The organism is Terriglobales bacterium (assembly GCA_035561515.1).
Classification (GTDB): Bacteria; Acidobacteriota; Terriglobia; order Terriglobales; family Acidobacteriaceae; genus DATMXP01.
The window spans coordinates 31,754-54,795 of the sequence record DATMXP010000009.1; the positions used below are offsets into that span (position 1 = coordinate 31,754).

At 56.0% G+C, this 23,042-nt stretch carries 18 protein-coding genes; 8 read left to right on the forward strand and 10 right to left on the reverse strand.

The genetic code is table 11. The features are described from left to right. Nucleotides 1-7: 7 nt before the first annotated feature. Nucleotides 8-2,299: a cbb3-type cytochrome c oxidase subunit I gene (locus VN577_03665; GenBank protein HWR13898.1), complete on the reverse strand. Its 2,292-nt coding sequence runs from the start codon at nt 2,297-2,299 to the stop codon at nt 8-10. Nucleotides 2,300-2,504: 205 nt separating this feature from the next. On the opposite strand from VN577_03665, the gene VN577_03670 reads away from it, so the two are divergent. After that, nucleotides 2,505-4,637 (forward strand): glycoside hydrolase family 97 protein, encoded by a 2,133-nt coding sequence (locus tag VN577_03670; protein HWR13899.1) that lies wholly within the window; start codon nt 2,505-2,507, stop codon nt 4,635-4,637. A gap of 2 nt (nt 4,638-4,639) precedes the next feature. On the opposite strand, the gene VN577_03675 is transcribed toward VN577_03670, so the two are convergent. Beyond that, entirely contained in the window at nt 4,640-4,795 is a 156-nt protein-coding gene (locus VN577_03675; protein HWR13900.1) for a hypothetical protein, read from the reverse strand. A gap of 67 nt (nt 4,796-4,862) precedes the next feature. Then, nucleotides 4,863-5,138: a hypothetical protein gene (locus tag VN577_03680; GenBank protein ID HWR13901.1), complete on the reverse strand. Its 276-nt coding sequence runs from the start codon at nt 5,136-5,138 to the stop codon at nt 4,863-4,865. 183 nt (nt 5,139-5,321) lie between these two features. Between VN577_03680 and VN577_03685 the strand changes: the two genes are divergently transcribed. Next, nucleotides 5,322-6,275, forward strand: a complete 954-nt coding sequence (locus VN577_03685; GenBank protein HWR13902.1) for a YihY/virulence factor BrkB family protein — start codon at nt 5,322-5,324, stop codon at nt 6,273-6,275. Here VN577_03685 and VN577_03690 read toward each other — a convergent pair. The 3 genes from VN577_03690 to VN577_03700 form a co-directional block, all read right to left on the reverse strand. Continuing rightward, nucleotides 6,272-6,961, reverse strand: coding sequence for a protein-methionine-sulfoxide reductase heme-binding subunit MsrQ (locus VN577_03690; protein ID HWR13903.1), 690 nt, complete (start codon nt 6,959-6,961; stop codon nt 6,272-6,274). The genes VN577_03685 and VN577_03690 overlap by 4 nt on opposite strands. Next, nucleotides 6,961-7,923: a protein-methionine-sulfoxide reductase catalytic subunit MsrP gene (msrP, locus tag VN577_03695; protein HWR13904.1), complete on the reverse strand. Its 963-nt coding sequence runs from the start codon at nt 7,921-7,923 to the stop codon at nt 6,961-6,963. The genes VN577_03690 and msrP overlap by 1 nt, the downstream gene beginning before the upstream one ends. 69 nt (nt 7,924-7,992) lie before the next feature. Further along, a complete protein-coding gene (locus VN577_03700; protein ID HWR13905.1) occupies nt 7,993-8,331 on the reverse strand; it encodes an STAS domain-containing protein in 339 nt (112 codons plus the stop codon). Between the two features lie 144 nt (nt 8,332-8,475). On the opposite strand from VN577_03700, the gene VN577_03705 reads away from it, so the two are divergent. From VN577_03705 to VN577_03715, 3 genes are read left to right on the forward strand one after another with little or no spacing between them, the layout of a single operon-like run. After that, nucleotides 8,476-10,878 (forward strand): efflux RND transporter periplasmic adaptor subunit, encoded by a 2,403-nt coding sequence (locus VN577_03705; GenBank protein HWR13906.1) that lies wholly within the window; start codon nt 8,476-8,478, stop codon nt 10,876-10,878. 11 nt (nt 10,879-10,889) lie between these two features. Next, a complete protein-coding gene (locus VN577_03710) occupies nt 10,890-11,792 on the forward strand; it encodes an efflux RND transporter periplasmic adaptor subunit (protein HWR13907.1) in 903 nt (300 codons plus the stop codon). Next, entirely contained in the window at nt 11,789-13,942 is a 2,154-nt protein-coding gene (locus tag VN577_03715; GenBank protein ID HWR13908.1) for an efflux RND transporter periplasmic adaptor subunit, read from the forward strand. The genes VN577_03710 and VN577_03715 overlap by 4 nt, the downstream gene beginning before the upstream one ends. Nucleotides 13,943-13,994: 52 nt before the next feature. Here VN577_03715 and VN577_03720 read toward each other — a convergent pair whose 3' ends face one another. Both VN577_03720 and VN577_03725 read right to left on the reverse strand, forming a co-directional pair. Beyond that, nucleotides 13,995-14,315 (reverse strand): hypothetical protein, encoded by a 321-nt coding sequence (locus VN577_03720; GenBank protein ID HWR13909.1) that lies wholly within the window; start codon nt 14,313-14,315, stop codon nt 13,995-13,997. Between the two features lie 207 nt (nt 14,316-14,522). After that, the gene (locus tag VN577_03725; GenBank protein ID HWR13910.1) at nt 14,523-14,876 is read right to left on the reverse strand and encodes an ArsC/Spx/MgsR family protein; all 354 of its coding nucleotides are present in this window, start codon (nt 14,874-14,876) and stop codon (nt 14,523-14,525) included. Between the two features lie 174 nt (nt 14,877-15,050). Between VN577_03725 and VN577_03730 the strand changes: the two genes are divergently transcribed. From VN577_03730 to VN577_03740, 3 genes are all read left to right on the forward strand, one after another. Then, nucleotides 15,051-16,334 carry a sigma 54-interacting transcriptional regulator gene (locus VN577_03730; protein HWR13911.1) on the forward strand — a complete coding sequence of 428 codons (1,284 nt, stop codon included), beginning with the start codon at nt 15,051-15,053 and terminating at the stop codon, nt 16,332-16,334. Between the two features lie 184 nt (nt 16,335-16,518). Beyond that, nucleotides 16,519-19,653: a LamG-like jellyroll fold domain-containing protein gene (locus VN577_03735; GenBank protein HWR13912.1), complete on the forward strand. Its 3,135-nt coding sequence runs from the start codon at nt 16,519-16,521 to the stop codon at nt 19,651-19,653. A gap of 124 nt (nt 19,654-19,777) precedes the next feature. Continuing rightward, a complete protein-coding gene (locus VN577_03740) occupies nt 19,778-20,740 on the forward strand; it encodes a polysaccharide biosynthesis/export family protein (GenBank protein HWR13913.1) in 963 nt (320 codons plus the stop codon). Between the two features lie 22 nt (nt 20,741-20,762). Here VN577_03740 and VN577_03745 read toward each other — a convergent pair whose 3' ends face one another. Both VN577_03745 and VN577_03750 read right to left on the reverse strand, forming a co-directional pair. Then, a complete protein-coding gene (locus VN577_03745; GenBank protein ID HWR13914.1) occupies nt 20,763-21,851 on the reverse strand; it encodes a glycosyltransferase in 1,089 nt (362 codons plus the stop codon). A 53-nt stretch (nt 21,852-21,904) separates the two neighbouring features. Beyond that, entirely contained in the window at nt 21,905-23,041 is a 1,137-nt protein-coding gene (locus VN577_03750) for a glycosyltransferase family 1 protein (protein HWR13915.1), read from the reverse strand. Between the last annotated feature and the right edge of the window lies 1 nt (nt 23,042).

Here is a 23,042-nt window from a genome sequence, read left to right on the forward strand (position 1 = left end):
GCGCTTGCTATCCTTCTTCGGCGGCCCCAACCACTTCGGTGAAGAGCACTTCCCGGGGCTCTTCCTGCGTGACTCCGGATGACATATGGCGAATTCCGAGCCAGCAGAGATAGAGGACCGGCAAAACTCCTCCGATGATGAACACAGCGTCGCCAGGGAACCTCAACCATTCGATCAGAGCGTTGGTGGGATTACTTAGATACTTGAGGCCGCGAGCGTCGAAGTATCCATTGGTGACAGAGTGATATAGCTGCAGTATGCCGAGCGGAAACAGTGTCGCGAACACCATCCAGGCCAAGCCCAGGTTCAGCGACCAGAAGCTAATCTTGGCGGCGCGATCAGACCAGTGTCTTTCAGGGATGATGTAGCGCAGGCAAAAGAGCGCCAGCCCGACGGCCAACATTCCATAGACTCCCATCATGGCAGCGTGGCCGTGATTCGCGGTCAAAGCCGTGCCGATTTCGTAGTAAGAGACGATCGGAAGATTGATCAAGAATCCGAAGATGCCCGCACCGAGGAAGTTCCAGAAGCCGACGGAAGCGAGAAACATGACAGCCCAGTAATGGGGGAATGCGCTTCGCGTCTTTCCTTCCTGGTGAGCACCAAGTTGCAGGAAACTCCACGCCTCAAGTGTCAGAAAGGTCAGCGGAATCACTTCCGCGGCCGAGAAGAAGGCGCCCAAAGCCATGTGAATCGAAGGCTCGCCGGAGAAGTAGACATGGTGCATCGTCCCAATCACGCCGCCGGCGGAATACAGAATCATGTCCAGATATACCATCGTGAGCGCTACTCGCTCATGCACCACGCCAAGCAGCACGAAGATGTAAGCCACCATGATGGTGGTAAACAGTTCGAGGAAATCTTCCACCCAAAGGTGGACGACCCAGAACCGCCAGAAATCGGTCGTTGTGAAGTGAGAACCCGGGTGTGCAAGGAGGCCGACGCCATAGAAGGCAGGGATCGATAGGGCAGCGAAGAAAAACAGCCAAGGCATGTTGCCCTTGTGCTGTGTCCGCAACTTGCCGCGCAGGCCGCGAAAGAGGATTGTGACCCAGAAGAAGAGGCCGATGGTGAGCAAAATCTGCCAGAATCGCCCTAAGTCGAGGTATTCGAATCCCTGATTTCCGAACCAGACCCACTGATTGCGAAGCCATCCTTGAATTCCGGCAAATTCTCCGGCCAGGCTGCCTACAACAACGATGGTTAAAGCCGACAGGAGCAGATAGGCAAGGAAGTTTTGTCGACGCGGTTCACTGCCAGCAATCATGGGCGCGAGAAAGATGCCGGCCGCGAGATAAGACGTTGAAACCCAGAAGATGGCGAGTTGAACGTGCCAAGTGCGTGCGATGTTATAAGGGAAGAGCCGTGCTAGATCGAATCCGAAGAAACTTGATATGTCGGCGCGGTAATGCTGCGTTGCACCGCCCACAAGTGTCTGCACCAGGAACAGCGCTGCCATAACGAAGAAGAACCAAGCACATGCGCGCTGCGCAGGGGTGAGCAATACCTGGTCCGGCGGCCGAAAAGAAATGGCCTGTCGTTCACGTCCGTGCCAGCCCAAGAAGTTCCATCGGCCGAAGGCCGCGAGCAGGAGTCCTGTTCCACCAAGCAAAGCAATCAGCGAAAGGACGCTCCAAACGATCGCATCGGCGGTGGCGTGGTTGTCGACCAGTGGCTCCGGTGGCCAGTTGTTCGTATACGAATAATCCAAACCAGGCCTTAAGGCCGCGGAGGCCCACGCAGTCCATGCGAAGAAAGCAGTGAGCTGATGAATCTGTTCGGGATCCGTAATCGCCTGCGGCCGGAGTCCGTACTTCGTGTTCGTTTCACCGAAATATGCTGCGTAGTATTTTTCCAGTTCGGCGAAAGCATGTGCCTGGGCAGGGGTGAAAATCAACGTGCCACTTGAGCTGTCATAACGATTCGTTTTGAAGTCCGTGATGGTCTGCTGCTTCGCACGATCGGAGTTGCTGCTACCGTAGTATTCGGCCACGAAAAGTGCAGCACGATGCAGGTAGTCTGCCGTGAAGTCAGGGCCGAGATAGGCACCGTGCCCGAAGATGGATCCGTATTCCATCAGGCCGTTGCGCAGGAATATCTGTTGTCCGGCCATGATGTCGTCCTGACTGAACAGAGAAGTGCCGGAAGCATCGGTGACGAGTTTTGGGATCGGCGGTTCGTCTGTGTAGGTCTCGTAAGCCAAGAAGCCCAAGACGAAGAACCCGAACAAGATCACGATCGCGACGGCTTGAACCCAGCCGCGTGATATCAGCAACTGCTGTTTGGCCTGTGCCTGCATCAGGCAGCCTCCTAATCGTTACGGAGCGTTAATGACTCGTATCTGGAATCGATGATAAGCATTCGAGGATCGAGAGCAGCCGGTGCACTCCATTTAGGATGCGAAATATCGTACTACGATGTGTAACAAGCAGAATAGGCCGCCAGCCAGGACATGGTGCGGGTGACTGTTTCGTTCGTGAAGTTTGGAGTAAACTTCGGGGCCGATGAAGCCAAAACGCGTTTTCAGCCCCTTCATGTCGCTGCGGGTGGTGACGGTTGTCTGGATCTGCCTTATCGCAATTCTGGCTGCGAGCCAGGAAATTAAGTCCCCAAATGGAAATGTTGTGCTCAGCTTCAGCCTTCAGGCGGGCGGCGTGCCGACATACAGCCTGGCGTACAAAGGGCGAGCGGTGATCAAGCCAAGCCGGCTGGGTTTCGAGCTGAAGAATGCTCCGGCACTTCGGGATGGATTCGCGTTGGGCGAGGCGAAGACGGCAACGTTCGATGAGACCTGGGAGCCGGTGTGGGGCGAGGTGAGAAAGATCCGCAACCACTATAACGAGCTGTCCGTCACGCTGACGCAAGCGCAAATGGAACGAACCATGGTGGTGCGGTTCCGCGTGTTCGATGACGGGCTGGGGTTTCGGTATGAATTTCCGCGACAACCGAAACTTTCGTATTTCGTGGTGAAGGAAGAGCGGACGCAGTTTGCCCTGACCGGAGATCATAAGGCGTTCTGGTTGCCGGGTGACTACGACACGCAGGAATACAAGACGGTAACGTCGAACCTGTCGCAAGTGCCTGGGTTGATGAAACGGTCGATCACGCCGAATGCATCGCAGACTCCCTTCTACACGGGCGTGCAAACACCGCTCATGATGAAAAGCCAGGACGGGTTGTACATCAATATCCATGAAGCGGCTCTGGTGGATTACTCCTGCATGTCGCTGGAGCTGGGCGATAAGAATTTTGTGCTGGAATCGCACCTGACGCCGGATGCGAGGGGCGATAAGGGGTATCTGCAAACGCCGGTGGTGTCGCCGTGGCGCACGGTGATGGTGAGTGATAAGGCCGGCGACATCCTGGAATCAAAGCTAATCCTGAACCTGAACGAGCCGACGAAGTACAAGGATGTCTCGTGGATCAAGCCGATTAAGTATGTCGGTGTGTGGTGGGAGATGATCACGGGCAAGAGCACGTGGTCTTATACGGACGCCGACAACGTCAAGCTTGATCAATTCGATTACTCGAAGGCAGTGCCGAACGGTAAGCACGGCGCAACGACGGCACATGTGAAGGAGTACATCGACTTTGCGGCGAAGCATCATTTTGACGCCGTGCTGGTGGAGGGGTGGAACATCGGCTGGGAGGATTGGTTCGGGAAGAGCAAAGACTACGTGTTCGATTTTCTGACACCTTATCCAGACTTCGACTTGCAGGCAGTTCGGCAGTATGCGGCTAGCAAGGGCGTGAAGATCATCATGCACCATGAGACTTCTAGCTCAGTCCGCAACTATGAACGACACATGGATGCAGCGTACAAGTTCATGGTGGCGAACGGTTACAACGCGGTGAAGAGCGGCTACGTGGGGGACATCATCCCGCGCGGCGAGCATCATTATGGGCAGTGGATGGTGAACCATTACCTGTATGCGATCCAGAAGGCGGCCGAATACAGGATCATGGTGAATGCGCATGAAGCGGTACGGCCGACAGGACTTTCGCGGACCTATCCAAACTTGATTGCGAACGAGGCCGCCCGAGGCGGTGAGTTCGAAGCCATGGAAGGAAACAATCCCGATCACACACTGATCCTTCCGTTTACCCGGCTGATTGGCGGTCCGATGGATTACACACCGGGATTCTTCCAGACGCGAATCAGCACATTCAATCCGAAGAACAACAACTTTGTACACACGACGCTGGCACGTCAGTTGGCACTCTACGTTCTGATGTACAGCCCGCTACAAATGGCGGCGGACCTGATCGAGAACTACAACGAGCACCTGGACGCATTTCAGTTCATCGAAGATGTGGCCGTGGATTGGGATGACACAAAGGTGCTGGAGGCGGAACCCGGCGATTACCTGACGATAGCGCGCAAAGCAAAAGGGAAGGACACCTGGTTTATTGGCAGTGGCTGCGATGAGAACGGAAGAACTTCAGAAATTACTTTGAACTTCCTGGATCCGGCGAAGACATACGCAGCGACCATCTACGCGGACGCGAAGAATGCGCATTATGAAACAAATCCGCAGGCGTACACAATCAACAAGATGAACGTGACCAGCAGGACCAAGTTGACGGAATACTGTGCGCCAGGGGGCGGCTACGCAATCAGCGTCGTATCGAAATAGGCTTATGCCGCGTCTTTGAAATCATCACCCGGACTAAACCGTTGGGGAGCATCCTTTTCGGGCTTCGGGGCGAAGCCGATTCCCATTTCAGAGAACCAATCGAGGATCTCATTCTCGCAAACCGGATCGGGAGCGTTTTCGTTTGATCGATTCTGCATGATGACCTCCGATGCGAGATGCTGCTGCGTATGTTGCCCGGTCATCAAAACGCCGCACCTGGCGGCCTTACTGAATCATCAACATGGTTGTAAACTGGCCCGGGCCTGACTGAGATGTACCATACTCCTCCCGGAGCTGACGAATGGTTTCCTCCAGAGCCTGGGCTCGTTGCTTACATTGGCGCACATTGTCGTCGGCATCCTGCAGGGAAAAGGTGCCGGTCAGGTAAGTCTTCAATCGTTCAAACGCAAGTGCCGTCTCGAGCCAGTGACGATGTTCCTGCTCGAGCAACTGGATCAGGCGTTCCGGGGTCATTCTCTCGTCATTCCAAACGACAGCCATGCGCACAGCTTGCTCTATGACGCCCGGACTCGCAAATTACGCTCGTAATGCGATTTGAGTGGCGAGCTACCGTTTGCATCGACATTCAAAAGGCTTACTGAGCTGCCACTGCTTTGCAGGCAAACCGCCGTCGGGGCATCCGCTCCAATTACACAGTCTCTATATCGAACAATCGGAGTGGTTATGGCTTCACCTTCACCTTGGGAGTTGGGCGGGCTCACTGTCCCGCAGCTTGGGCGGCGCGTCTGGGCGGAAATCAACGGCGACGATGACGTATTCGGTCGTGCCGCAGAACTGGCGTATTTCTTCTTTCTCGCGTTGTTTCCAGCACTGATATTCGCGACAGCGGTGCTCGGTTTGATGGCGGGACCGGGGTCAGAACTGCGGCAATCCTTGCTGGATTACCTGGCGCGGGCGATGCCGCCTTCGGCTTCGGAACTTGTGCGCCAGACTCTGGACCAGACCACGCAGGCAAGCGGAGGCGGAAAGCTGAGCTTCGGAATTTTGGCAGCTCTGTGGTCGGCCTCGGCGGGCATGGCGGCCATCATGGACACGCTAAACATTGCGTACGAGGTGGAGGAGAGCCGCCCTTGGTGGAAGAAGAGATCAGTGGCGATCGCACTGACGATTGGAGTGACCGCTCTGACCCTGATTTCGCTGGCGGTGATCCTGTTCGGTGGCAACATTGCTGACTTTGTTTCGCAGCATGTGGGGCTCGGTGGCGCTCTTACGGTCACATGGAAAGTCGTTCAATGGCCGCTGGCGCTGGTCTGCCTGAGCGTTGTATTCGCCATGGTGTACTACTTTGCTCCAAACGTGGAACAGCGGACATGGCATTGGGTGACGCCGGGCGCGGTGATCGGAATGGTGCTTTGGCTGGCAGCGTCCTTTGTTTTCCGTGTCTATCTGCACTTCTTCAATTCGTATAGCGCGACATACGGTGCGTTGGGCGCGGTAATCATTCTGCTGCTGTGGTTTTACATAACAGGCCTGGCGATCCTGATCGGAGGGGAGATCAACTCGGTTATTGAGGATGCTGCCGCGAAACGAGGCGCGGCCGAGGCGAAGGAGAAAGGTGAAAAGACCCCAGGTGAAAAAGAGGAAAGAGTGCCGCTGCGCAAACGTCCGGCGGCTTAGTCCTGAGCGTACGAGTTCTTCAGGTGTGGGGAACTGGTAAATTTCGGGTAGAGCACGACGACAGCGCGGTAAAGGATCAGGGCTGCGAGCGCCGTGCCATAGTAGATGGGGCGGCGAGTGTCGAACTTCACAAGCCAGAGGAAGTGCAAGATGCCAAGCATCGCGCTGATGTAGATGGCCTGGTGTAAACGTGCCCATCGCTTGCCGCCGAGGCGGCGAATCCATCCGCTGGTGCTGGTTAAGGCGAGTGGAATGAGCAGCACGAAGGCGCTGAAGCCCACGGTGATGAACTTGCGCTTCTGGATGTCGATGAGCATTTCGTGCCAATCGAAGAACTTGTCTAGCCAGATATAGGTGAGAAAGTGAAGTACGACATAGAAGAAGGCGAACAGTCCCAACATCCGGCGGAAACGTACTAACCAGGGCTGGCGAAAGAGTTTGCGCGCCGGAGTGATGGCAAGCGTGAGAAGAAGAAAAATGAGCGTCCACTTGCCGGTTGAGCGAGTGATGACTTCGATGGGATTGGCACCGAGGCTCCAACGATCCGCACCCTGGGCGATGAAAGGAATGCCTGCCGTTTGAGGAAGGTCGTGGAGGGCCTTCCAAATCAGCGTAAAGAGCGGACCCAGGCACAGCAGAAATATAGGTACTTTCAAAGCGCGGATTTGGGCGTTGCTTATCAACACTAAAAATTCTTTCTCAGATCCATACCGGCATAGAGTTGCGCAACCTGATCTCCGTAACCATTGAACTTGAGGGTATCGCGCTTGAGGAACTCGCCGATCCGACGTTCTTTCTTTTGGCTCCAGCGCGGGTGATCGACTTCGGGATTCACATTGGAATAGAAGCCATACTCATTCGGTGCGGCGGCCTGCCATGTGGTCGTTGGCTGGTTGTCTACGAGTTCGATTTTAACGATTGACTTAATGCTCTTGAAGCCGTACTTCCAAGGCACAACTAGTCGGATTGGAGCGCCGTCCTGTTTAGGCAGTTCATTTCCATACATGCCGGTGGCAAGAGTCGCGAGCGGATGCATGGCTTCGTCGAGGCGAAGTCCTTCGATGTAAGGCCAATCGAGCACGCCATAGCGCTGCCCGGGCATCTGCTTGGGATCATATTTCGTGGTGAACTTTACATACTTCGCTTTACTGAGTGGCTCGACCTGTTTGAGGAGGTCGCCGAGCGAGAAGCCGACCCAAGGAATGATCATGGACCATCCCTCGACGCAGCGAAGTCGAAAGATACGCTCTTCCTGTGGGAACTTGGTAAGGAAGTAGTCGATATCGAGTTTCTGGGGCTTCTTGACGAGGCCGGAAATCTCTACAGTCCAGGGTCTAGTCTGGAGCGACTGGGCGAGGCGAGCGGGTTCGTACTTATCGCTACTGAACTCGTAGAAATTGTTGTAGCTGGTGATGTCTTTGAGAGGGGTCTGCTTCTCAGAGGTGCTGAACGGGCTTTTGCCGGAAATGTTGAGATTGCTGGCCGCCTGTACGGTTTCAGGGGCTGTGCCGTGCGAATCCAAGTACTTGCCCAACAACACGGCTCCTCCGGCGAGGGCGACTCCGGTGATGAATTTCCTACGGTTCAAATATGTTTCCCGTGGGGTGATTTCCGAAGAAGGGATGTCCGAGGGCTTCTTGATCAGCATGGCGCCGAATTCGCTCCTAGAATTCAGACGCCCAACTGAGAGAAAAGTTTCAAATTCGGCAATTGGAGCCTAGTTAAAGGATGCGACGGCGTCTTCCTCGGAGTCGTAAACCTCGAAGAGGTCCAGGAGGCCGACCATCTTAAGGGTTTTCTGAGTGTAAGCAGTGGGCTGCACCAGTTTGATGCTGCCACCCTGTTGTTTCGCGGCTGTCTGGCTGCGAACGAGGACGCCAATGCCGCTGGAATCGACGAGCGGGACTTCAGAGAGGTTAATCAGAATGCGGGTATCGCCCGCACTGATGGACTGCTCTATAGCGTCGCGAAAGGAGTCCACGGCCTGCCCGAGGGTTAGACGTCCACGCAACCGAACAACCTGAACATCTGCCTGCTTCACTAAGGAAAGATCCACCAAGTCCCCCGAAAAATGAGCAATTAAGGTTCGTTGACCTAGGCCCGACCGTCTGATACAGTTCGCGCCCAAAGTAGCCAAAAAGGATTGTTTTGGCAAGTCTTGGGGTTGGGTCCATGTTCAGGGGTGGGGTAGGAACGGACAATGGGTACCGAGGGGGCGGTTCGAGTTCTTGATATCGCAGCGTTCGCGTCAGCGCTGCTATCGCAACGCGAATTGAGTCCGCGAGCGCGCCAGATCGCATCGCTAATTCAGATGATCATTCCCGACAGCGGAGTGGTCGTCTATGTGTTGGAAGACACAGAGAGCGGGTCGGTGTGGCGTTCAAAAGCAACAGTCGGCGAGTTGAAAGTTGATGCAACACTGGCGGCCAACCTTGAAGTGTTGCAGGGACTCGCCGTTCACCCGCAGTTCCTGCTCTTTGATGGAGCCGAACTTGCGCGCGAGGCATACGCCCATCTCGACTTGCGTCGAACGGTAGTCAGTTGGGCTTTGTTGCCAATCCTCCTTGAAGATTCTGTTATTGCAGCGGTTGAGATCGTTTCCTTTTCGGAGGCCATTCGCCCTGAACTGGAGGAGTTACTTTCCGGCGCGTTGCGGCTGTCCTCCACAGCTATTGCGGCTTCGCTTGACTACGAGCGCGAGCGAAACTCGCAACTCCAATCGATCTCGAGGATGACGCAGTTCTACGACCTGGAGAAGACGTTCAACGCCACGATCGAAATTGAAGAGCTGCTTCCGATCATTGCGTCCAAATTTCGCGAAATCCTGAACGTACAGGCTGTAAACCTGTGGATGGTGGAGAGCAGCCAGACATTGTTGCTGACGAACTCGGCGGGCGAAGATCCGACGATGCACATCGGATCAACGCAACAAGCAGGTGAGGGGCATGCGTTCGATGTGTCCGAGAGTGGTGAGCCGAGTGCCGTAGACAGTGCCGATGAACGACTTGCAAAGCGTAACGGGGGAGTGGAGGCAGGCGCCATTTTTTCGCTGATGGCGGCGCCACTTCTCGACAAGGAACATTGTGTTGGCGTGGCGGAAATCATCAACCGGCTCGATGGCCAGCCCTTTGATGAAGACGATCTCTTCCTGCTGACAACGATCTGCGAGACGGCCTCGGGGGCGCTGCACAACGCGGCGCTGTTGCAGTCGGAGCGCAAGGCGCAAATCCTGCAGACGCTGGTGGATGTCAGCAGCGAGATAACGTCCACGCTAAATCTAGACCGGGTGCTCCAGACCATTGTGAATGGGCCGCAGGCAGTGATCCCATATGAGCGCAGCGCAATTGCGCTGGAGCGTAACGGGCAACTGCAGTTGAGAGCAGTCTCTGGCATGCTCAAGATCAATTTCGGAGAGCCATCCGTGATTGCTCTTCGAAATCTGGTGGAGTGGCTCTCGTTTACACGAGAGGATCTGACTGTCCAACAGCATGACGAACAGATTACGGGCTCGACCGAGCAGACGAAGGAAAGCTTCCGCCATTATTTCGCGCAAACCGGGGTGAAAGGATTCCACGCGCGGCTGCTGAATGATGATCAGGGGCGACTGGGACTGCTCGTCTATGAGAGCAGCGATCCGGACTTCCTAAGCTCAGCTCATATCGAACTGATCAAAATTCTCTCCGGACAGGCGACCGTCGCGCTCCGTAATGCACAGTTGTACCAGGAAGTGCCGTTCATCAACGTGATCGGCCCCATCATGGAGCGCAAGCGCAAGTTCATGGGGATGGACAGGCAACGGCGTGTGAGGGTTGGGCTTCTGGCGGCAGCGGTGGTGCTGTTCCTGCTTTTCTTCCCGGTTCCCTTGCGAATTGCGGGCGACGTAAACGTTACTGCGACGCGAACGGCTATGGTGCAACCGGAGTTCGATGGCGTGGTGAAGCGCGTCCTGGTGCGTGAAGGCGATGCAGTGCGTAAAGGATCGATTCTGGCCGAGATGGATGACTGGGAGTTTCGACGTCTGCTGGCGGAGGCGGAAGCCAAATACAGCAGCGCGGTTTCGGAAATGAACCGGGCATTGGCGGCCAACGACGGAACAACGGCGGGTGTCCAGCGCGCGAATGTGGCGCTGTGGTCCTCGGAGGCGGCGAGGTTGCGCGAGAAGATCGAAAGAGCGAAGTTACGATCGCCTGTCGATGGAGTGGTGACGACACCGTTCGTTGAGAATTTCACTGGCCGAAAGCTGGATGCCGGTGAAAAGTTTGCGGAGATCGCCGACACCTCACATGCGGTTGTCGATGTAGCTGTCGAAGAGCAGGACGTCCCACTGTTGCAGGCTGGGATGTCGGCAGGCGTCAAACTCGACAGTTATCCGACAAAGACGTTCCGCGGCAACGTGCTGGTGATCAGCCCGAAAAGCGAACCTGTCGGAGATCAGCGGATGTTTTATGCGCGGGTGGATGTGCCGAATCCGGACAGGCTGGTGAAACCGGGCATGCAAGGCACCGCGAAGATCTGGACGGGATGGAAGTCGGCGGGGTACGTGATGTTCCGGCGTCCGGGGATGTGGATGTGGGGCAAGTTGTGGTCATGGTTCGGCTTCTGAGGGAGGGACGCGTGAGAAGGGCAATCATTTCTCTGGGGCTGCTGGTTGCGTTGGCGTTGCACTTGGGGTGTAAAACAGCGTCCACTCCGGCGAACGCAACTTCAACTTCCAACGCGAACAAGAGCGCTTCCGAACAGATTCAGCCAGTGCCTACGGAGGATACGGAGTTCGTTGCTTCCGGGCCAATCACCGTGGAGAACCAACTGGATGTAGCGGTGCAGCGAGATGGGATTATCTCTGAGTTGCTGGTAGATGCAGGTGACTCCGTGCGTAAAGGGCAGTTGCTGGCGAGATTGGACGATCGTCAGTTAAAAGCAGACCGCGACGCGGCCAGGGCGCAATCGGCAAGTATTGAGGCCGACCTTAAGAACTGGGAAGCCACGGTAAAAATGGCGGAAACGGATCTGAATCGTAGCGAAAAGATGTGGGAGAACAAGTTGATCACCGAAAGCCAGGTGGATCACGACCGGTTCAAACTCGTGGCTACGAAATATGAGTTGGATAGGGAACAGAAAAACCTGCAACGTGCGAACAGCGTGGCAGAATCACTTGAACTGGAAGTGGAGAAAACAAGGATCGTAGCGCCCTTCGACGGTGTAGTCGCGCGTCGCTATGTGCGACTGGGGCAGCGGGTGGCAAATGGAGACCGTCTGTTCTGGGTTACGGCGGTTTCGCCAATGCGCGTGAAGTTCACTCTTCCCGAGAAGTACGCTGCCCAAGTGAGGCGAGGGACGATGTTGGAGGTGGTTCCGAGCGAGATGGCGGAACAGAAGTACGCGGCGAAGGTGGTGCTGCTAAGTCCGGTCATCGATCCGGCGAGTGGCACGATTGATGTCACGGCAGAACTAGTTGGACCGACCGGTTCGTTGCGTCCAGGAATGGTCAGCAATATCCGTCTTGAAACCTCTCGATGAATCTAGCTGAAGCACTTGTGCAGGCGTTGCCGGAGCTGCCGACGCAAGTCGTCGCGAAGCGCAAGTTCAAGTTCAACCCGGACTTGATCGTACGCGACGAAATTGATGACAACGGCCAGCCGATCAAGGTGGTGTTCGTGCCCGAAAAGGGCGCGATGTATTACCTCGAGCAGCCGCAGTTTGATCTCTTCAAGCTGTTTGACGGCGAAAGGGATATTGCAGAGGTGGCCCAAGCCTATCTCGAGCAAACAGGCACTGCGATCCCGGAGGAAGACGTCAAGGGATTCGCTCTCGCTTCCGTCGATACGGGACTTTGGTATGAGTCGGCGCAAGAACGGAATATCACCCTCAGCCAGAAGCTGAAGGACGAACGCACTCGCAGGGTCAAGCAGAAGGGCAAGTTCTCTGACCTGTCACACATCATTTTCAAGGGATGGGACCCGGACAAGTTCCTGACCTGGGTTCACGAGAAGCTGTGGTTCATCTACACGCCGTGGTTTACAGCGCTGACGATGGGCCTGTTTGCCTTCATGACATGGATCTGGGTGAGCCGGTGGTCGGAGATCGGGCGCGATACTCTCCTCTATTACACCTTCACGCAAAAGAGCGCGAGCGACTTGCTGGAGTTCTGGCTGCTATTCCTGTTCATGGCGTTCTTTCACGAATCGGCACATGGACTTACCGCGAAACACTACGGCGCCTCGGTGCACAACATGGGATTCCAGTTGATTTATCTGGCACCAGCGTTTGCGATCGAGATCACTGAGCTGTGGGCGCGCGTGGGACGGAGGGAGCGATTGTGGGCGATCATCGCCGGGGTGTGGATCGAGATGGTGTTCTGCGCCATCGCGACCATCATCTGGTGGGGTACTCCGGGCGGGACGATGGTCCACGAATGGTCATACAAGCTGATGATGATTACGGGGCTGGTAGTCCTCGTGGTCAACATGAACCCACTGATGAAGCTGGATGGGTATTACGCGCTGGCAGAGATCGTGGGAGTTTCGGAGCTGAAGGAACGTTCGACGGCGTTTGTCTCCGGTTGGGTTAAGAAGCATGTGTTCCGGCTTCCCGTGGAGTACGACTACGTTCCGCCGAGGCGGAGATGGTTGTTTGTGCCGTACGCTCTGCTTTCCGGCGCATACAGCTACCTTCTTCTCTTTGCCGTGTCGCGGTTCACTTACAACGTGTTCCATCGTTTTACTCCGGAATGGGCCTTCGTTCCGGCGGGACTGGTGGCGTGGAAGATTTTCAAATCACGCATTCTCCGGTTTGGTGCTTTTATGAAAACTGTGTTCCTCCACAACCTGGATGAATTGAAGACGGCTACGAGTCCAACCACTCGGGTCGCTCTCTTGGTGGGGCTCGCCGTTGTGCTTATCGTGCCGGTGTTCCACAAGACCGCTAATGGCGTTTTTGTGCTCGAGCCGGTGGAGAAGGCGGTGGTGAGAGCGAAGGTTCCTGGCTTTGTCGAGCGGATGTACGTGGAAGAACAGTCGCAGGTTCAAGCCGGGGCGCCCATCGCGCAAATGCGGAATCTCGAAATCGAGGGCGAACTGGCGAAGGCTTCTGCGGAGCTGGAGGTTGCGAAATCCCGTTACGTGAGGGCCCAGTTGCAGTACGCATCTCTTGGGTCCTCGCAGGCGGAATTCAACAGGGCCGAGAGTGTGCAGGAGACCGCCCGAAGCCGGGCTAGCGAATTGTTACCTTCGGCGCCAATTGCCGGGGTGGTAACAACGCCCCGGCCGCGCGACCTGGAAAAACGTTACGTGGAGGAGGGTACTGAGCTGGCGACCATCGAGAACCTGGGCACCATGCGAGCCAGACTGTACCTGCCGGAATACCAAGTCCGGGAGATCCACGCCGGTGCACCAGTATCGGTGCGAATGAAGTCCCGCTGGTCGCTGGTAAAGGGACAGGTCGATTACATCGGCGTTGCTCCGTCCGATGTGCCGCCGGGATTGATGGCGGAGAGCAAATATTCGGGTCTTAGGCCGCCGGCCTTTTATGTTGTCGATGTGCGAATCGCTAATCCAGGAGATTTGAAAACGGGTATGTCCGGCGAAGCCAAGATCATACTCAGGAACCAAAGTTTGTTTGGCAAGTTTTGGGGCAACGTGAAAGATTTCGCGGGGCGACGGCTTTACTAGCAATGAAAAAGGCCGCTCATTCGCGAGCGGCCTGAATCCGGATTGGTTCTGTTTACAGAGCAGCCTTGCCGACGGCCTTCGCGGCGAGCTTTGCGGGAGCCTTTGCGGCCATTTTGGCTGGCGCTTTGGCAGCGAGCTTCGCCGGAGCCTTTGCAGCAAGCTTTGCCGGTGCTTTGGCGGCTAGTTTGGCTGGAGCTTTGGCAGCGAGTTTTGCAGGAGCCTTTGCAGCAAGCTTTGCCGGCGCTTTTGCGGCGAGCTTTGCGGGAGCCTTCGCTGCTACCTTCGTTACAGAAGTGCCAACCGCATTGGGCGTGGTGGCGATAATAGCTTTGCGGACAACGTCACGGCTGGCAATCAAAGATTTCTTTTCCATCTGTATAGCCTCCAGTTTTTTACAGTGATTTTCTGAGCCCCTAGTCTTGTCCTTCTCTAGAGCACTCGGCGTGCCAAGGGCAGCTGGAAGCAAAAAGCAAACAATTCGCCCGTTTTTTAGGTTTCAGACGGCTTTTGGTAAGGACCAGTTTTGTCCTGGGACAATTTCTGTCCCTAGCCAGGTACAGAAATTGTCCGCCGAGATTGTTTACAGACCGAGGTCTCGCAGCTTTTCAATCGGTCTCGGTATAACGGCCTTACCACCCTTCACGACGATGGGACGCTGGATAAGTTCGGGATGCTTGGCCATGAGTCGGAGCAGGGCAGCGTCGTCTAGGTCGCGCCCGGCAACGTGCTCCTTGTAAGCAGGTTCGTTCTTGCGGATAGCGTCGGCAGGCCGAAGGCCGGCTGCCTTGAGTAGATTACCCAGACCTTCTGCCGTGAGAGGCTCTTCGAAGTAATTGACCGCCTGGAATTCGACCCCTTTCTCCGTAAGCTCCTTTTTCACAACGCGACAAGTGGTGCAGGTGGGTTTCTCGTAGACGATGATTTTCTCTTTCATCTTGCGCCTCGAATGCGTTTTTTATAGCAAATTGCCGGGAATCACATTAACCTTTCCGACCCAGATAGTGCCATGTCTTCGTCTGCGGTTCCCAGGAAATCAGATCGACGTCCTGTGCTTATTCTGTCGAGCGACGGGGAGGCTTGCGCCGCGCTTGATGCGGAGCTTTCGGTTGTGGCCAACGTAGCGCAGGTTCCGGATCTAGATTCACTGTTCACGGTGCTGTCGTCGATTCCGCAGGACCTGCTGGTGTTGGATCTGGATTCCATCGGCGGGAATCCACGCGAATCCGAGAATGCGGCTTATTCGATCTGCGAACGATTCCCGCAACTCCGCGTGATTGGACTGACACGCTCACGGCAGGCAGCCGGACGCATACGCAGCATTATCCAGAATGTGTTCATTGCGCCCGTTGATCCCGACAAGCTGCAAAGTGCCGTCATGGCCTGCCTGAATGGAGATGCTTCGGAGGCGGCGGACATGGTTCGCGTCACTTCCGACCGTCGTTCTCTCGCCGGTCTGATCGGAGCAAGCGAGCCGATGCAAATGGTGTACGAAGCCATCTTGCGGCTGGCGGACAGCGGTACGACGGTGCTGATCCGAGGAGAGAGCGGATCAGGCAAGGAATTGGCCGCACGAGCTATGGTTTCACTCGGGCGGCGGAGTGCGAAGCCGTTCATTAGTCTGAACTGCGCGGCACTGCCGGAATCCCTTATAGAGACCGAGTTGTTTGGACATGAACGCGGCGCCTATACCGGAGCAGATCGAGCGCGACCGGGACAGATCGAGTTGGCACACACGGGAACGTTGTTTCTGGATGAGATCGCAACCCTGACACTCCCACTACAAAGCAAACTTCTGCGAGTACTGGAAGACCGGGAGGTCCGCCGGATCGGTGGCAACACAGGGCGTGCGATCGATTTCCGGTTGATCACGGCGACCAACGAGGACCTGGAGGAAATGGTCAAGGCGGGGCGGTTTCGCGAGGACCTCTACTACCGCATCAATGTGGTGCCGCTAGACCTGCCTCCCTTGAGAGAGAGAGAGGGAGATATTCCTCTGCTGGTCGATCACTACCTGAAGCACTTCTGCGCATTGGAGGGCCTGCAGCAGAAGCATATTGCGCCAGAGGCGATAGAGATTCTGGAGGATTACAACTGGCCAGGGAACGTCCGCGAACTCGAAAACCTGGTACAGCGGCTTGTACTGATGGTTACTGGCGACACAATTGAAGCACGACACCTCCCAAAGTCGGTTCTGTTCGCAAGCCATGCGCGGAACGAATCGCTGCTCATTCCGGAAGAGGGGCTGGATTTTCCGAATGAGATGGAGCGCATCGAAGCGGCATATGTGCGGGCCGCATTGCGAAGGACCTCAGGGGTAAAGAACAAGGCGGCGAAGCTGTTGAACATTTCTGAGCGACAGATGAAGTACCTGTGTCATAAGCACGGGCTGTGAAAGCCAGAATTCCCAATCCGGGAAAAGAGATGTCAAGGGGGTCAAGCCAGCTTTTTTCGCGTAAGTCATTGAGATAACGGCAAATATATTTTTCCAAATGTTGGCATGATGCCCCCTTTCAAAACGCTAAGCTTGAAATAGTAGGGTTTTAGAAAACTTCTTTTCATTTCAGGCTGGGAATCCCATGAAATTTGGAATTTTGGCCTGCTTCGGGCGAAGCAGGATCGGGCGCGGTATTGTGTCGGCGCTGGTGGCGGCACTGGTGTTCATTATGGTTGGCGGCAGAGCAGAGGCCGGACCCGCAACGACGGTGGTGAGCGATGTCGTTTATCGGGCGGACGGAGCGCCAGCGGCAGGACAGATTTTGCTGTCATGGCCTGCGTTTGTGACGGCAGACGGAAAGCCTGTCGCGGCCGGCACAATGTCGCTGGGGATCGGAGCAGGGGGAAACGTGACGGTGGCGCTCGCGCCAAACGAGGGCGCGAACCCATCCGGCACGTACTACAAAGTGACTCTGAAGTTGAATGACGGAACAACAAGCACCGAGTACTGGACGATTCCGCGGAAGAGTCCGGTTAAGGTGGCCGAAGTGAGGTCGCAATTGGCACCGGCTTCGGTGGCGGTGCAGTTTGCGTCGCGGCAATATGTCGATTCGACGCTGGCGTTGAAGGCGGATGGCGCTTCGGTCCTGCACAAGATCGGCGATGAGCAGGTTGCCGGTATCAAGGAGTTCGTTGCGTCCCCGCTGGTTCCAATGCCGAGAGTTGCCTCGGCTGTGGCGAACAAGAGCTACGTGGATGCGCAGGTGGCGTCCGTCAGCACCGGGGAGTTCGTGCGAAAGTCCGGCGACACCATGACTGGAGCTCTGATATTGGCGGGAGATCCAACGAGCACGAACCATGCGGTGAACCGGCATTACATCGACCTACAAATGGCCGGACTCGCAGGGGCGTTGACGCAAAAGCTTGGTCGCGAAAATGACACGCCAATCACATTGGCAGGCATGCGGTTTGCAACGCAATTTCCGTCGATTCAGGCAGCGATCAACGATGCCGGAGCGACCGGTTCTGTGGTGATTCCGCGCGAATATCCCGGAATCGACAGCTTCGCGAATCCCAACAAGGTGCCGATCATCGACCTGCGGGGTGACGCAAGCTATCGCGGCGTTTACAACGTAAAAGACTTCGGCGCGAAGCCCAACGACGGCGCGGATGACTGGCAGGCGATCCAGGCGGCAATCGATGCGGCGAGTGAGGGAAATGGTCCGTATGGTTCCGTCTATGTCCCGCGAGGGATTTTCCATGTAAGTAAGCCATTGCACATCACGAAGGGCATCCGGTTCTTCGGAGCGGGGCGAGGCCAAAGCGAGATCACTGGTTACTCGGCCGATCAGGGCGCGGTGCTGGTGGTGTCGCCTCCGACGTCGCTCTATCCGTCGTTGCCGACAGGTGAGTCACTGGTGACCGGGCCGGGGAACTCAATGTATCTGAACGGCGGGTACGATTACCTGCTTAACCTGCGAGAGAGTGGCGCAGTGGAACTGAACGGCCGCGACGCCCTGACAGTGGAGTTTTACTACAAGCCGGATGAGTCGGTGAGCGCGGGGCTGTACAACATCATTTCCTCTTCAGGCACGGTAACAACGACGACAAACGTCGCGTTCTCGATTCAGCATGTAACCGGAGATAGCATCACGGCTTCCTTGAATGTAGGCGGAGTGTTGCAGTCGGTGACCTCCCCCGCGAACGCGGTCACGCAAGGGAGCGTGGCGCATATAGCCATGACCTTCGACGGAAGCTCGTTAAGGTTGTTTATCAACGGGGAACTCAAGGGAAGCACGGCGGCGTCGGGAACGATTTCGCAGGCCGCGGGTGAAGACTTCGTAATTGGGCCTCGAGTCGCCGGATTCATGGAAAGCACCTTCCTGAATCCGATGGCTAAGGGCTGGATAGATTCAGTGCGGATCTCGAATTTCGCGAGATACAGCGGCAACTTCGCATCACCTACCGCGAAGTTCACGAGCGATGCGTCTACGCTCTTCCTCTTGAATTTCGACAGCCAGTTCGACCAATTTACGACTGCCAGTACCTGGCTGGGTCCTGAGCACTTGTTCCTGAGGAGATTCGGCGGGGGCATGGGGCAGGTTGGGAATTTGCATTTGAGCGATCTTTCATTCGTAGGAACCGGGCCGGAGTTCATCTACGTCATCAGCAGCCTGATCGAAAATGTGCAGGTTTCGTCCGCGCGGCGGGGTTTGCAGTTCCTGAACAATTGCTACCTCAATCGGTTGACGAGCGTGAGGGTGACAGCGCAATCGACTGCGCAGTTTGCGCTCGGAATCGGCGCGGCAAGTGGTGTTCTCACGATGACAGACCTTGCGTTAACAGGCGGCAAGTATCCGCTGTATATCGACACATCCAGCGCGACCATTCACGGGCTTTGGGTTGAGGCGAGCAACGGGACAGAGATCGGCGCGGTACTAAAAGGTAACGCGAACACGTCGTTCGTCATTGACCAACCGGTGTTCAGTAACGAAACGAATCCGGTGACAGTCCAGTACACGCTGGCAGAAGTCAACGTTGGAAACCTCGTTATGAATGGTGGCGTTCTGGAAACGTCGAACGGTGCTCCCCACGTGGGAGTGTTCGGTGGAGGATCCCTGGTGCATGTGGCGGGAAACTACTCCCTGGTGGGAACGCCGCCGCAGTGGGTCTACCACGTTGTGAGTTCGCCGACGAACCCGATCCAAATCACAGGGGCAAGCCAACAACACATGAGCATTCCCTTTGCGAGCAACATGAACGCGGTTCAGACTACCTCAGTGAGGACGAACCAAACCTGCAGCGGGACAGACAAAGTGAGCGGGATCAGCAGCGGTGGAACTTTGATCTGTTCGCCCGATCAGGGCGCAGGCACTGGTTATACCCTGACGCTGTCGAGCACCGGCAGCAACGAACTAGAAAGCGGCGGGACGTACTATTTTGGCGGGGATTTGGTCGGCGGGAACAACACCAGTTTTGACTTGGCGAAGATCGAAATTCCGAAAGGCGGAATACTGAACCCATTTTACGTTCGACAGAACCTGTCTGTTGCCGCAAGTTCGGCGGCAATGGTGGCCCATCGAGTTTGTATCAACAGCGAGGCAAATTGTGTTGGCGGGACTTCGTTCTCCTATAACAGCACCGCGACTGCGGGAACCGATATTTCGTTAAACCAGGCGGTCGCAGCCGGGGATACCATCGCAGTTCGAGTGGATACGCCCAATTGGGACACGCGTCCTGCGAACGTGCATTGGTACGCTGTGGCGTACATCGAGTAGTTCACCCTACACCCACCCTGTTTCGACACAGGGTGGGTTTCCTCAGTAATAACGCTCAGGCCCGGAAGCGAGACGGTTGGGCAAGGATGCTGTGCTAAACTTCGGGCAACTTCCAAGGAGTTTCATGCGCCGCCGGTCGACAGGTTTTGTTGCCTTTCTACTTCTGTGTTTTGCCTGCTTATTTGTATCGAGCTCGTTATGTCAAACTGTGGAACCGCAGGTTCCAGTGCCTGGCTCGAACAACAGCGCTAACGCGGCACTCGCCCCGCCATCTTCAAGGAAATTAAGGGTGGGTCCGGGTGATCTCATCGAGGTGAGCGTGTATGGAGTGTCGGATTACAAACACGACGTGCGCGTGGCCGATTCGGGTGAGGTCTCGTTGCCGTTAGTTGGAGTTGTGGGGGTGGGAGGCAAGACGATTGAAGAAGCCCAAGAACAGATTGCAAGTGCCATGAAAGCGGGCAATTACTTCCGTGATCCGCACGTGATGGTACTGATCAAGGATTACGCTTCTCAGGGTATTTCGATCATGGGGGAAGTGATCCGCCCGGGCGTGTATCCGGCGATGAGCACGCGGCGGCTTTACGATGTGGTGTCACTGGCCGGCGGATTCACGGTGAAAGCCGGAAAACTGGTGACGATTACGCATCGCGACAGGCCGAATGAGCCGGACAAGGTGATGATCACAAACGATCCCGCGAGATCGATGGACAGCAACGTTGAGGTTTATCCGGGCGACACGATCGTTGTATCCAAAGGCGGGGTGGTGTATGTGGTGGGCGACGTGGTGAGGCCGGGTGGATACGTAATGGAACACTCGGAGCACATGACCGTGCTTGAAGCAGTGGCGTTGGCGCAAGGTCCCAATCGAACGGCCGCACTCGGCAAAGCGAGATTGATTCGTCGGGCGGGCGGGAAACCGCAGGAAATCAAAGTGCCGCTGAAGGCGATCCTGGCGGCAAAAGCAGACGACATGGAACTCGTGCCGGACGACATTCTGGTGATTCCCGGCAGCGCAGCCAAGGCGCTGGCAAAGCGCAGCACCGAGTCAATTCTGCAAATCGCGACGGGGCTGGCTATCTTTTAGCGGAAACACTTCAAGGCGGCGGTTACGCTTGCGCGGCCGCCGTTCTTGTTTGTCTGGCTGAAGTTTCTGCAATAACTTCCTCATACAATTCCATAGTTTGCTGCGCCATGCCGGAGAGAGTGAAACACTCCCGGACTCTTTGGCGGGCGCCTTCCGACAAACGGCGATGCATGTCGCGGTCGCGAAGGAGAACCGTGATTGCCTGCGAAAGAGCCTCGACACTGGCCGGGGGGACCGTGAGTCCGCTGACGCCGTGTTTCGAGACGAAGGGAACCCCGGAATCAAGTTGCGTGTTGATTACTGGTGTGCCGCACGCCATGGCTTCGAGTTGCACGATGCCGAAGGCTTCACTGCGAGCGATGGATGGCAACGCAAATATGTCCGCAGCGTGATAGTAGGGCCGGAGATCGGAAACTTCGCCCCGGAGGTGAATGCGGTCGGCGCAGCGAGAATCTCGTGCGAGGGTTTGCAACGTCTCATGCAGCGGGCCGGTGCCTATGATCAGCAAACTGGCGTCAGTCTGGGCGATAGCGCGGACGAGATATTCAAATCCTTTGTAATAGACCAACCGCCCGACGCTGAGAACGATTTTGCTTCCATAACGCTGCCGGAGTTCTGCGACGCAGTTTGGATCGACATCGCGAAATCTTTGATCATCGACCCCATGAGGGATGACTCGGCATTTGTCGCGATACGGCGAAAGCGTTGCAGAGCTATCGAGATAGTTTGGCGAGAAGGAAATGATACGGGCGGCACGGGACATCAAACGCTTGAGCCAAGGCTCATAAAGGTATTTGAGCCATTGCTGGCGGACGATGTCACTATGATGTGTAACGACCAGCGGTGCCGGATGCTGTGAAGCGAAATAGGAAATGACGGCGGTGGGATTCGGCGAGTGCAGGTGAATGATATCGGCGGGCGTGCTGCGAATCCATTTCACCATTTCAGGGCAAACTGGGGCGGAAGCCACATTCACCAAGGTCCCGATGCGATGAACACGGATAAGACCGTCGGACTCGTGGACGGTACGAGTTGAAGAGTTTGCGACGATCACATCGAGATCGGCTTGGTGCGATATTGCCCGGCAAAGCTCCTGGAGATGCGTTTCCATTCCGCCCTTGAAAGGTGGATAGAACTTGCCAACGTGGAGGATGCGCGGCCGGGTCATTTTGCGAGCACCCGCTCGTAGATCTGAGCAACTTTCGCCGCGTGCGCTTCCCAACTGAAGTGCCGAGCGTGCTCACGCAGAGCTGTATGGCTGGGTGGCGAAGCAAGAGTTCTCAGGATCGCATCCGTCCAGCGGCCAATGTCGCCAGCGGGGCAGAAGCAAGTGTTTGCGCCGCCGATTTCTCGCAGGGCTGGGATGTCAGACGCAACCACGGGGGTTCCACAGGCCATTGATTCAATCACGGGCAAACCAAATCCTTCGGCTTCCGACGGTTGAAGCGTTGCCGACGCTCGGCGATAGGCGGCCGCGAGCATCGACGGAGTCAGCCGCGGGATGAAATCGATGGCCTGCGTCAACTGCAAATCGTTCATGAGTCGTTGTTGTTCGATTGTGAACGGGGTTCCGACGCGAAGAAGTCGAAGCGACGGGAGTTGTTGTCGCACGGAGGCAAATATCTTCAATAGCAGATCAATGCGTTTGCGCGGGATGGTGCTTCCGACATGGAGGAGTTCGGGAACTACTCCGGCTGGCCGTTGAATTGTCTCGGCAAGCGCATGGTCAGCGGCATCCGATTCAGGACTCAAATCCGGATGGACACCGTTATGTATAACGGTCAATTTGTTCGCCGCGATGAGTTGGTGTCGCAGAATCTGATCGTGAGTAGCGACTGTATTACAGACGACATGCGCTGCCATTTGGAAGCCGCGCAGAATGCGGCGGGTCATCAGCCGGTATGCGAAAGAGCGCGGTTCACGCGCGGGCTCGATGAGGCAGCGGAACGTGTCCAGATCATGACATGTTACGATCGTGCGTTCAGGCGGCAGATCGTGGACCAGTTGGGAATAGCTGTGATCCACGATGTGAAACAGGTCAAACTGATCGCGAATAGTGCGCAGATGTCGTGCATATTGCACGAAACGTCCGTATAGGCGGCTGGCTTTGCCAGGGGATGTGGCACCGTATCGGAGCATAGGTCGTATTAGCCCTACTGCTAACTCGGTGTGCTGGCCGGACAGATTCTGGTAAAGCATATCCGCGACCAGGTCCATGCTGGGCCAATTCTCTTCCGCAAAATCGCAGACGATAGCGACTCGCTTCGGCCGACAGGATATCGCCTGAGCCGGTGATTGCATC

What these genes read in the sequence shown, in the direction of transcription:
- VN577_03685 (HWR13902.1), top strand. Translation starts at nt 5,322, where the DNA reads ATGGCTTCACCTTCACCTTGGGAGTTGGGCGGGCTCACTGTCCCGCAG.
- VN577_03705 (HWR13906.1), top strand. Translation starts at nt 8,476, where the DNA reads ATGGGTACCGAGGGGGCGGTTCGAGTTCTTGATATCGCAGCGTTCGCG.
- VN577_03740 (HWR13913.1), top strand. Translation starts at nt 19,778, where the DNA reads ATGCGCCGCCGGTCGACAGGTTTTGTTGCCTTTCTACTTCTGTGTTTT.
- VN577_03720 (HWR13909.1), bottom strand. Translation starts at nt 14,315, where the DNA reads ATGGAAAAGAAATCTTTGATTGCCAGCCGTGACGTTGTCCGCAAAGCT.
- VN577_03675 (HWR13900.1), bottom strand. Translation starts at nt 4,795, where the DNA reads ATGCAGAATCGATCAAACGAAAACGCTCCCGATCCGGTTTGCGAGAAT.
- VN577_03745 (HWR13914.1), bottom strand. Translation starts at nt 21,851, where the DNA reads ATGGAAACGCATCTCCAGGAGCTTTGCCGGGCAATATCGCACCAAGCC.
- msrP (HWR13904.1), bottom strand. Translation starts at nt 7,923, where the DNA reads ATGCTGATCAAGAAGCCCTCGGACATCCCTTCTTCGGAAATCACCCCA.
- VN577_03725 (HWR13910.1), bottom strand. Translation starts at nt 14,876, where the DNA reads ATGAAAGAGAAAATCATCGTCTACGAGAAACCCACCTGCACCACTTGT.
- VN577_03715 (HWR13908.1), top strand. Translation starts at nt 11,789, where the DNA reads ATGAATCTAGCTGAAGCACTTGTGCAGGCGTTGCCGGAGCTGCCGACG.
- VN577_03750 (HWR13915.1), bottom strand. Translation starts at nt 23,041, where the DNA reads ATGCAATCACCGGCTCAGGCGATATCCTGTCGGCCGAAGCGAGTCGCT.
- VN577_03670 (HWR13899.1), top strand. Translation starts at nt 2,505, where the DNA reads ATGAAGCCAAAACGCGTTTTCAGCCCCTTCATGTCGCTGCGGGTGGTG.
- VN577_03680 (HWR13901.1), bottom strand. Translation starts at nt 5,138, where the DNA reads ATGGCTGTCGTTTGGAATGACGAGAGAATGACCCCGGAACGCCTGATC.
- VN577_03665 (HWR13898.1), bottom strand. Translation starts at nt 2,299, where the DNA reads ATGCAGGCACAGGCCAAACAGCAGTTGCTGATATCACGCGGCTGGGTT.
- VN577_03735 (HWR13912.1), top strand. Translation starts at nt 16,519, where the DNA reads ATGAAATTTGGAATTTTGGCCTGCTTCGGGCGAAGCAGGATCGGGCGC.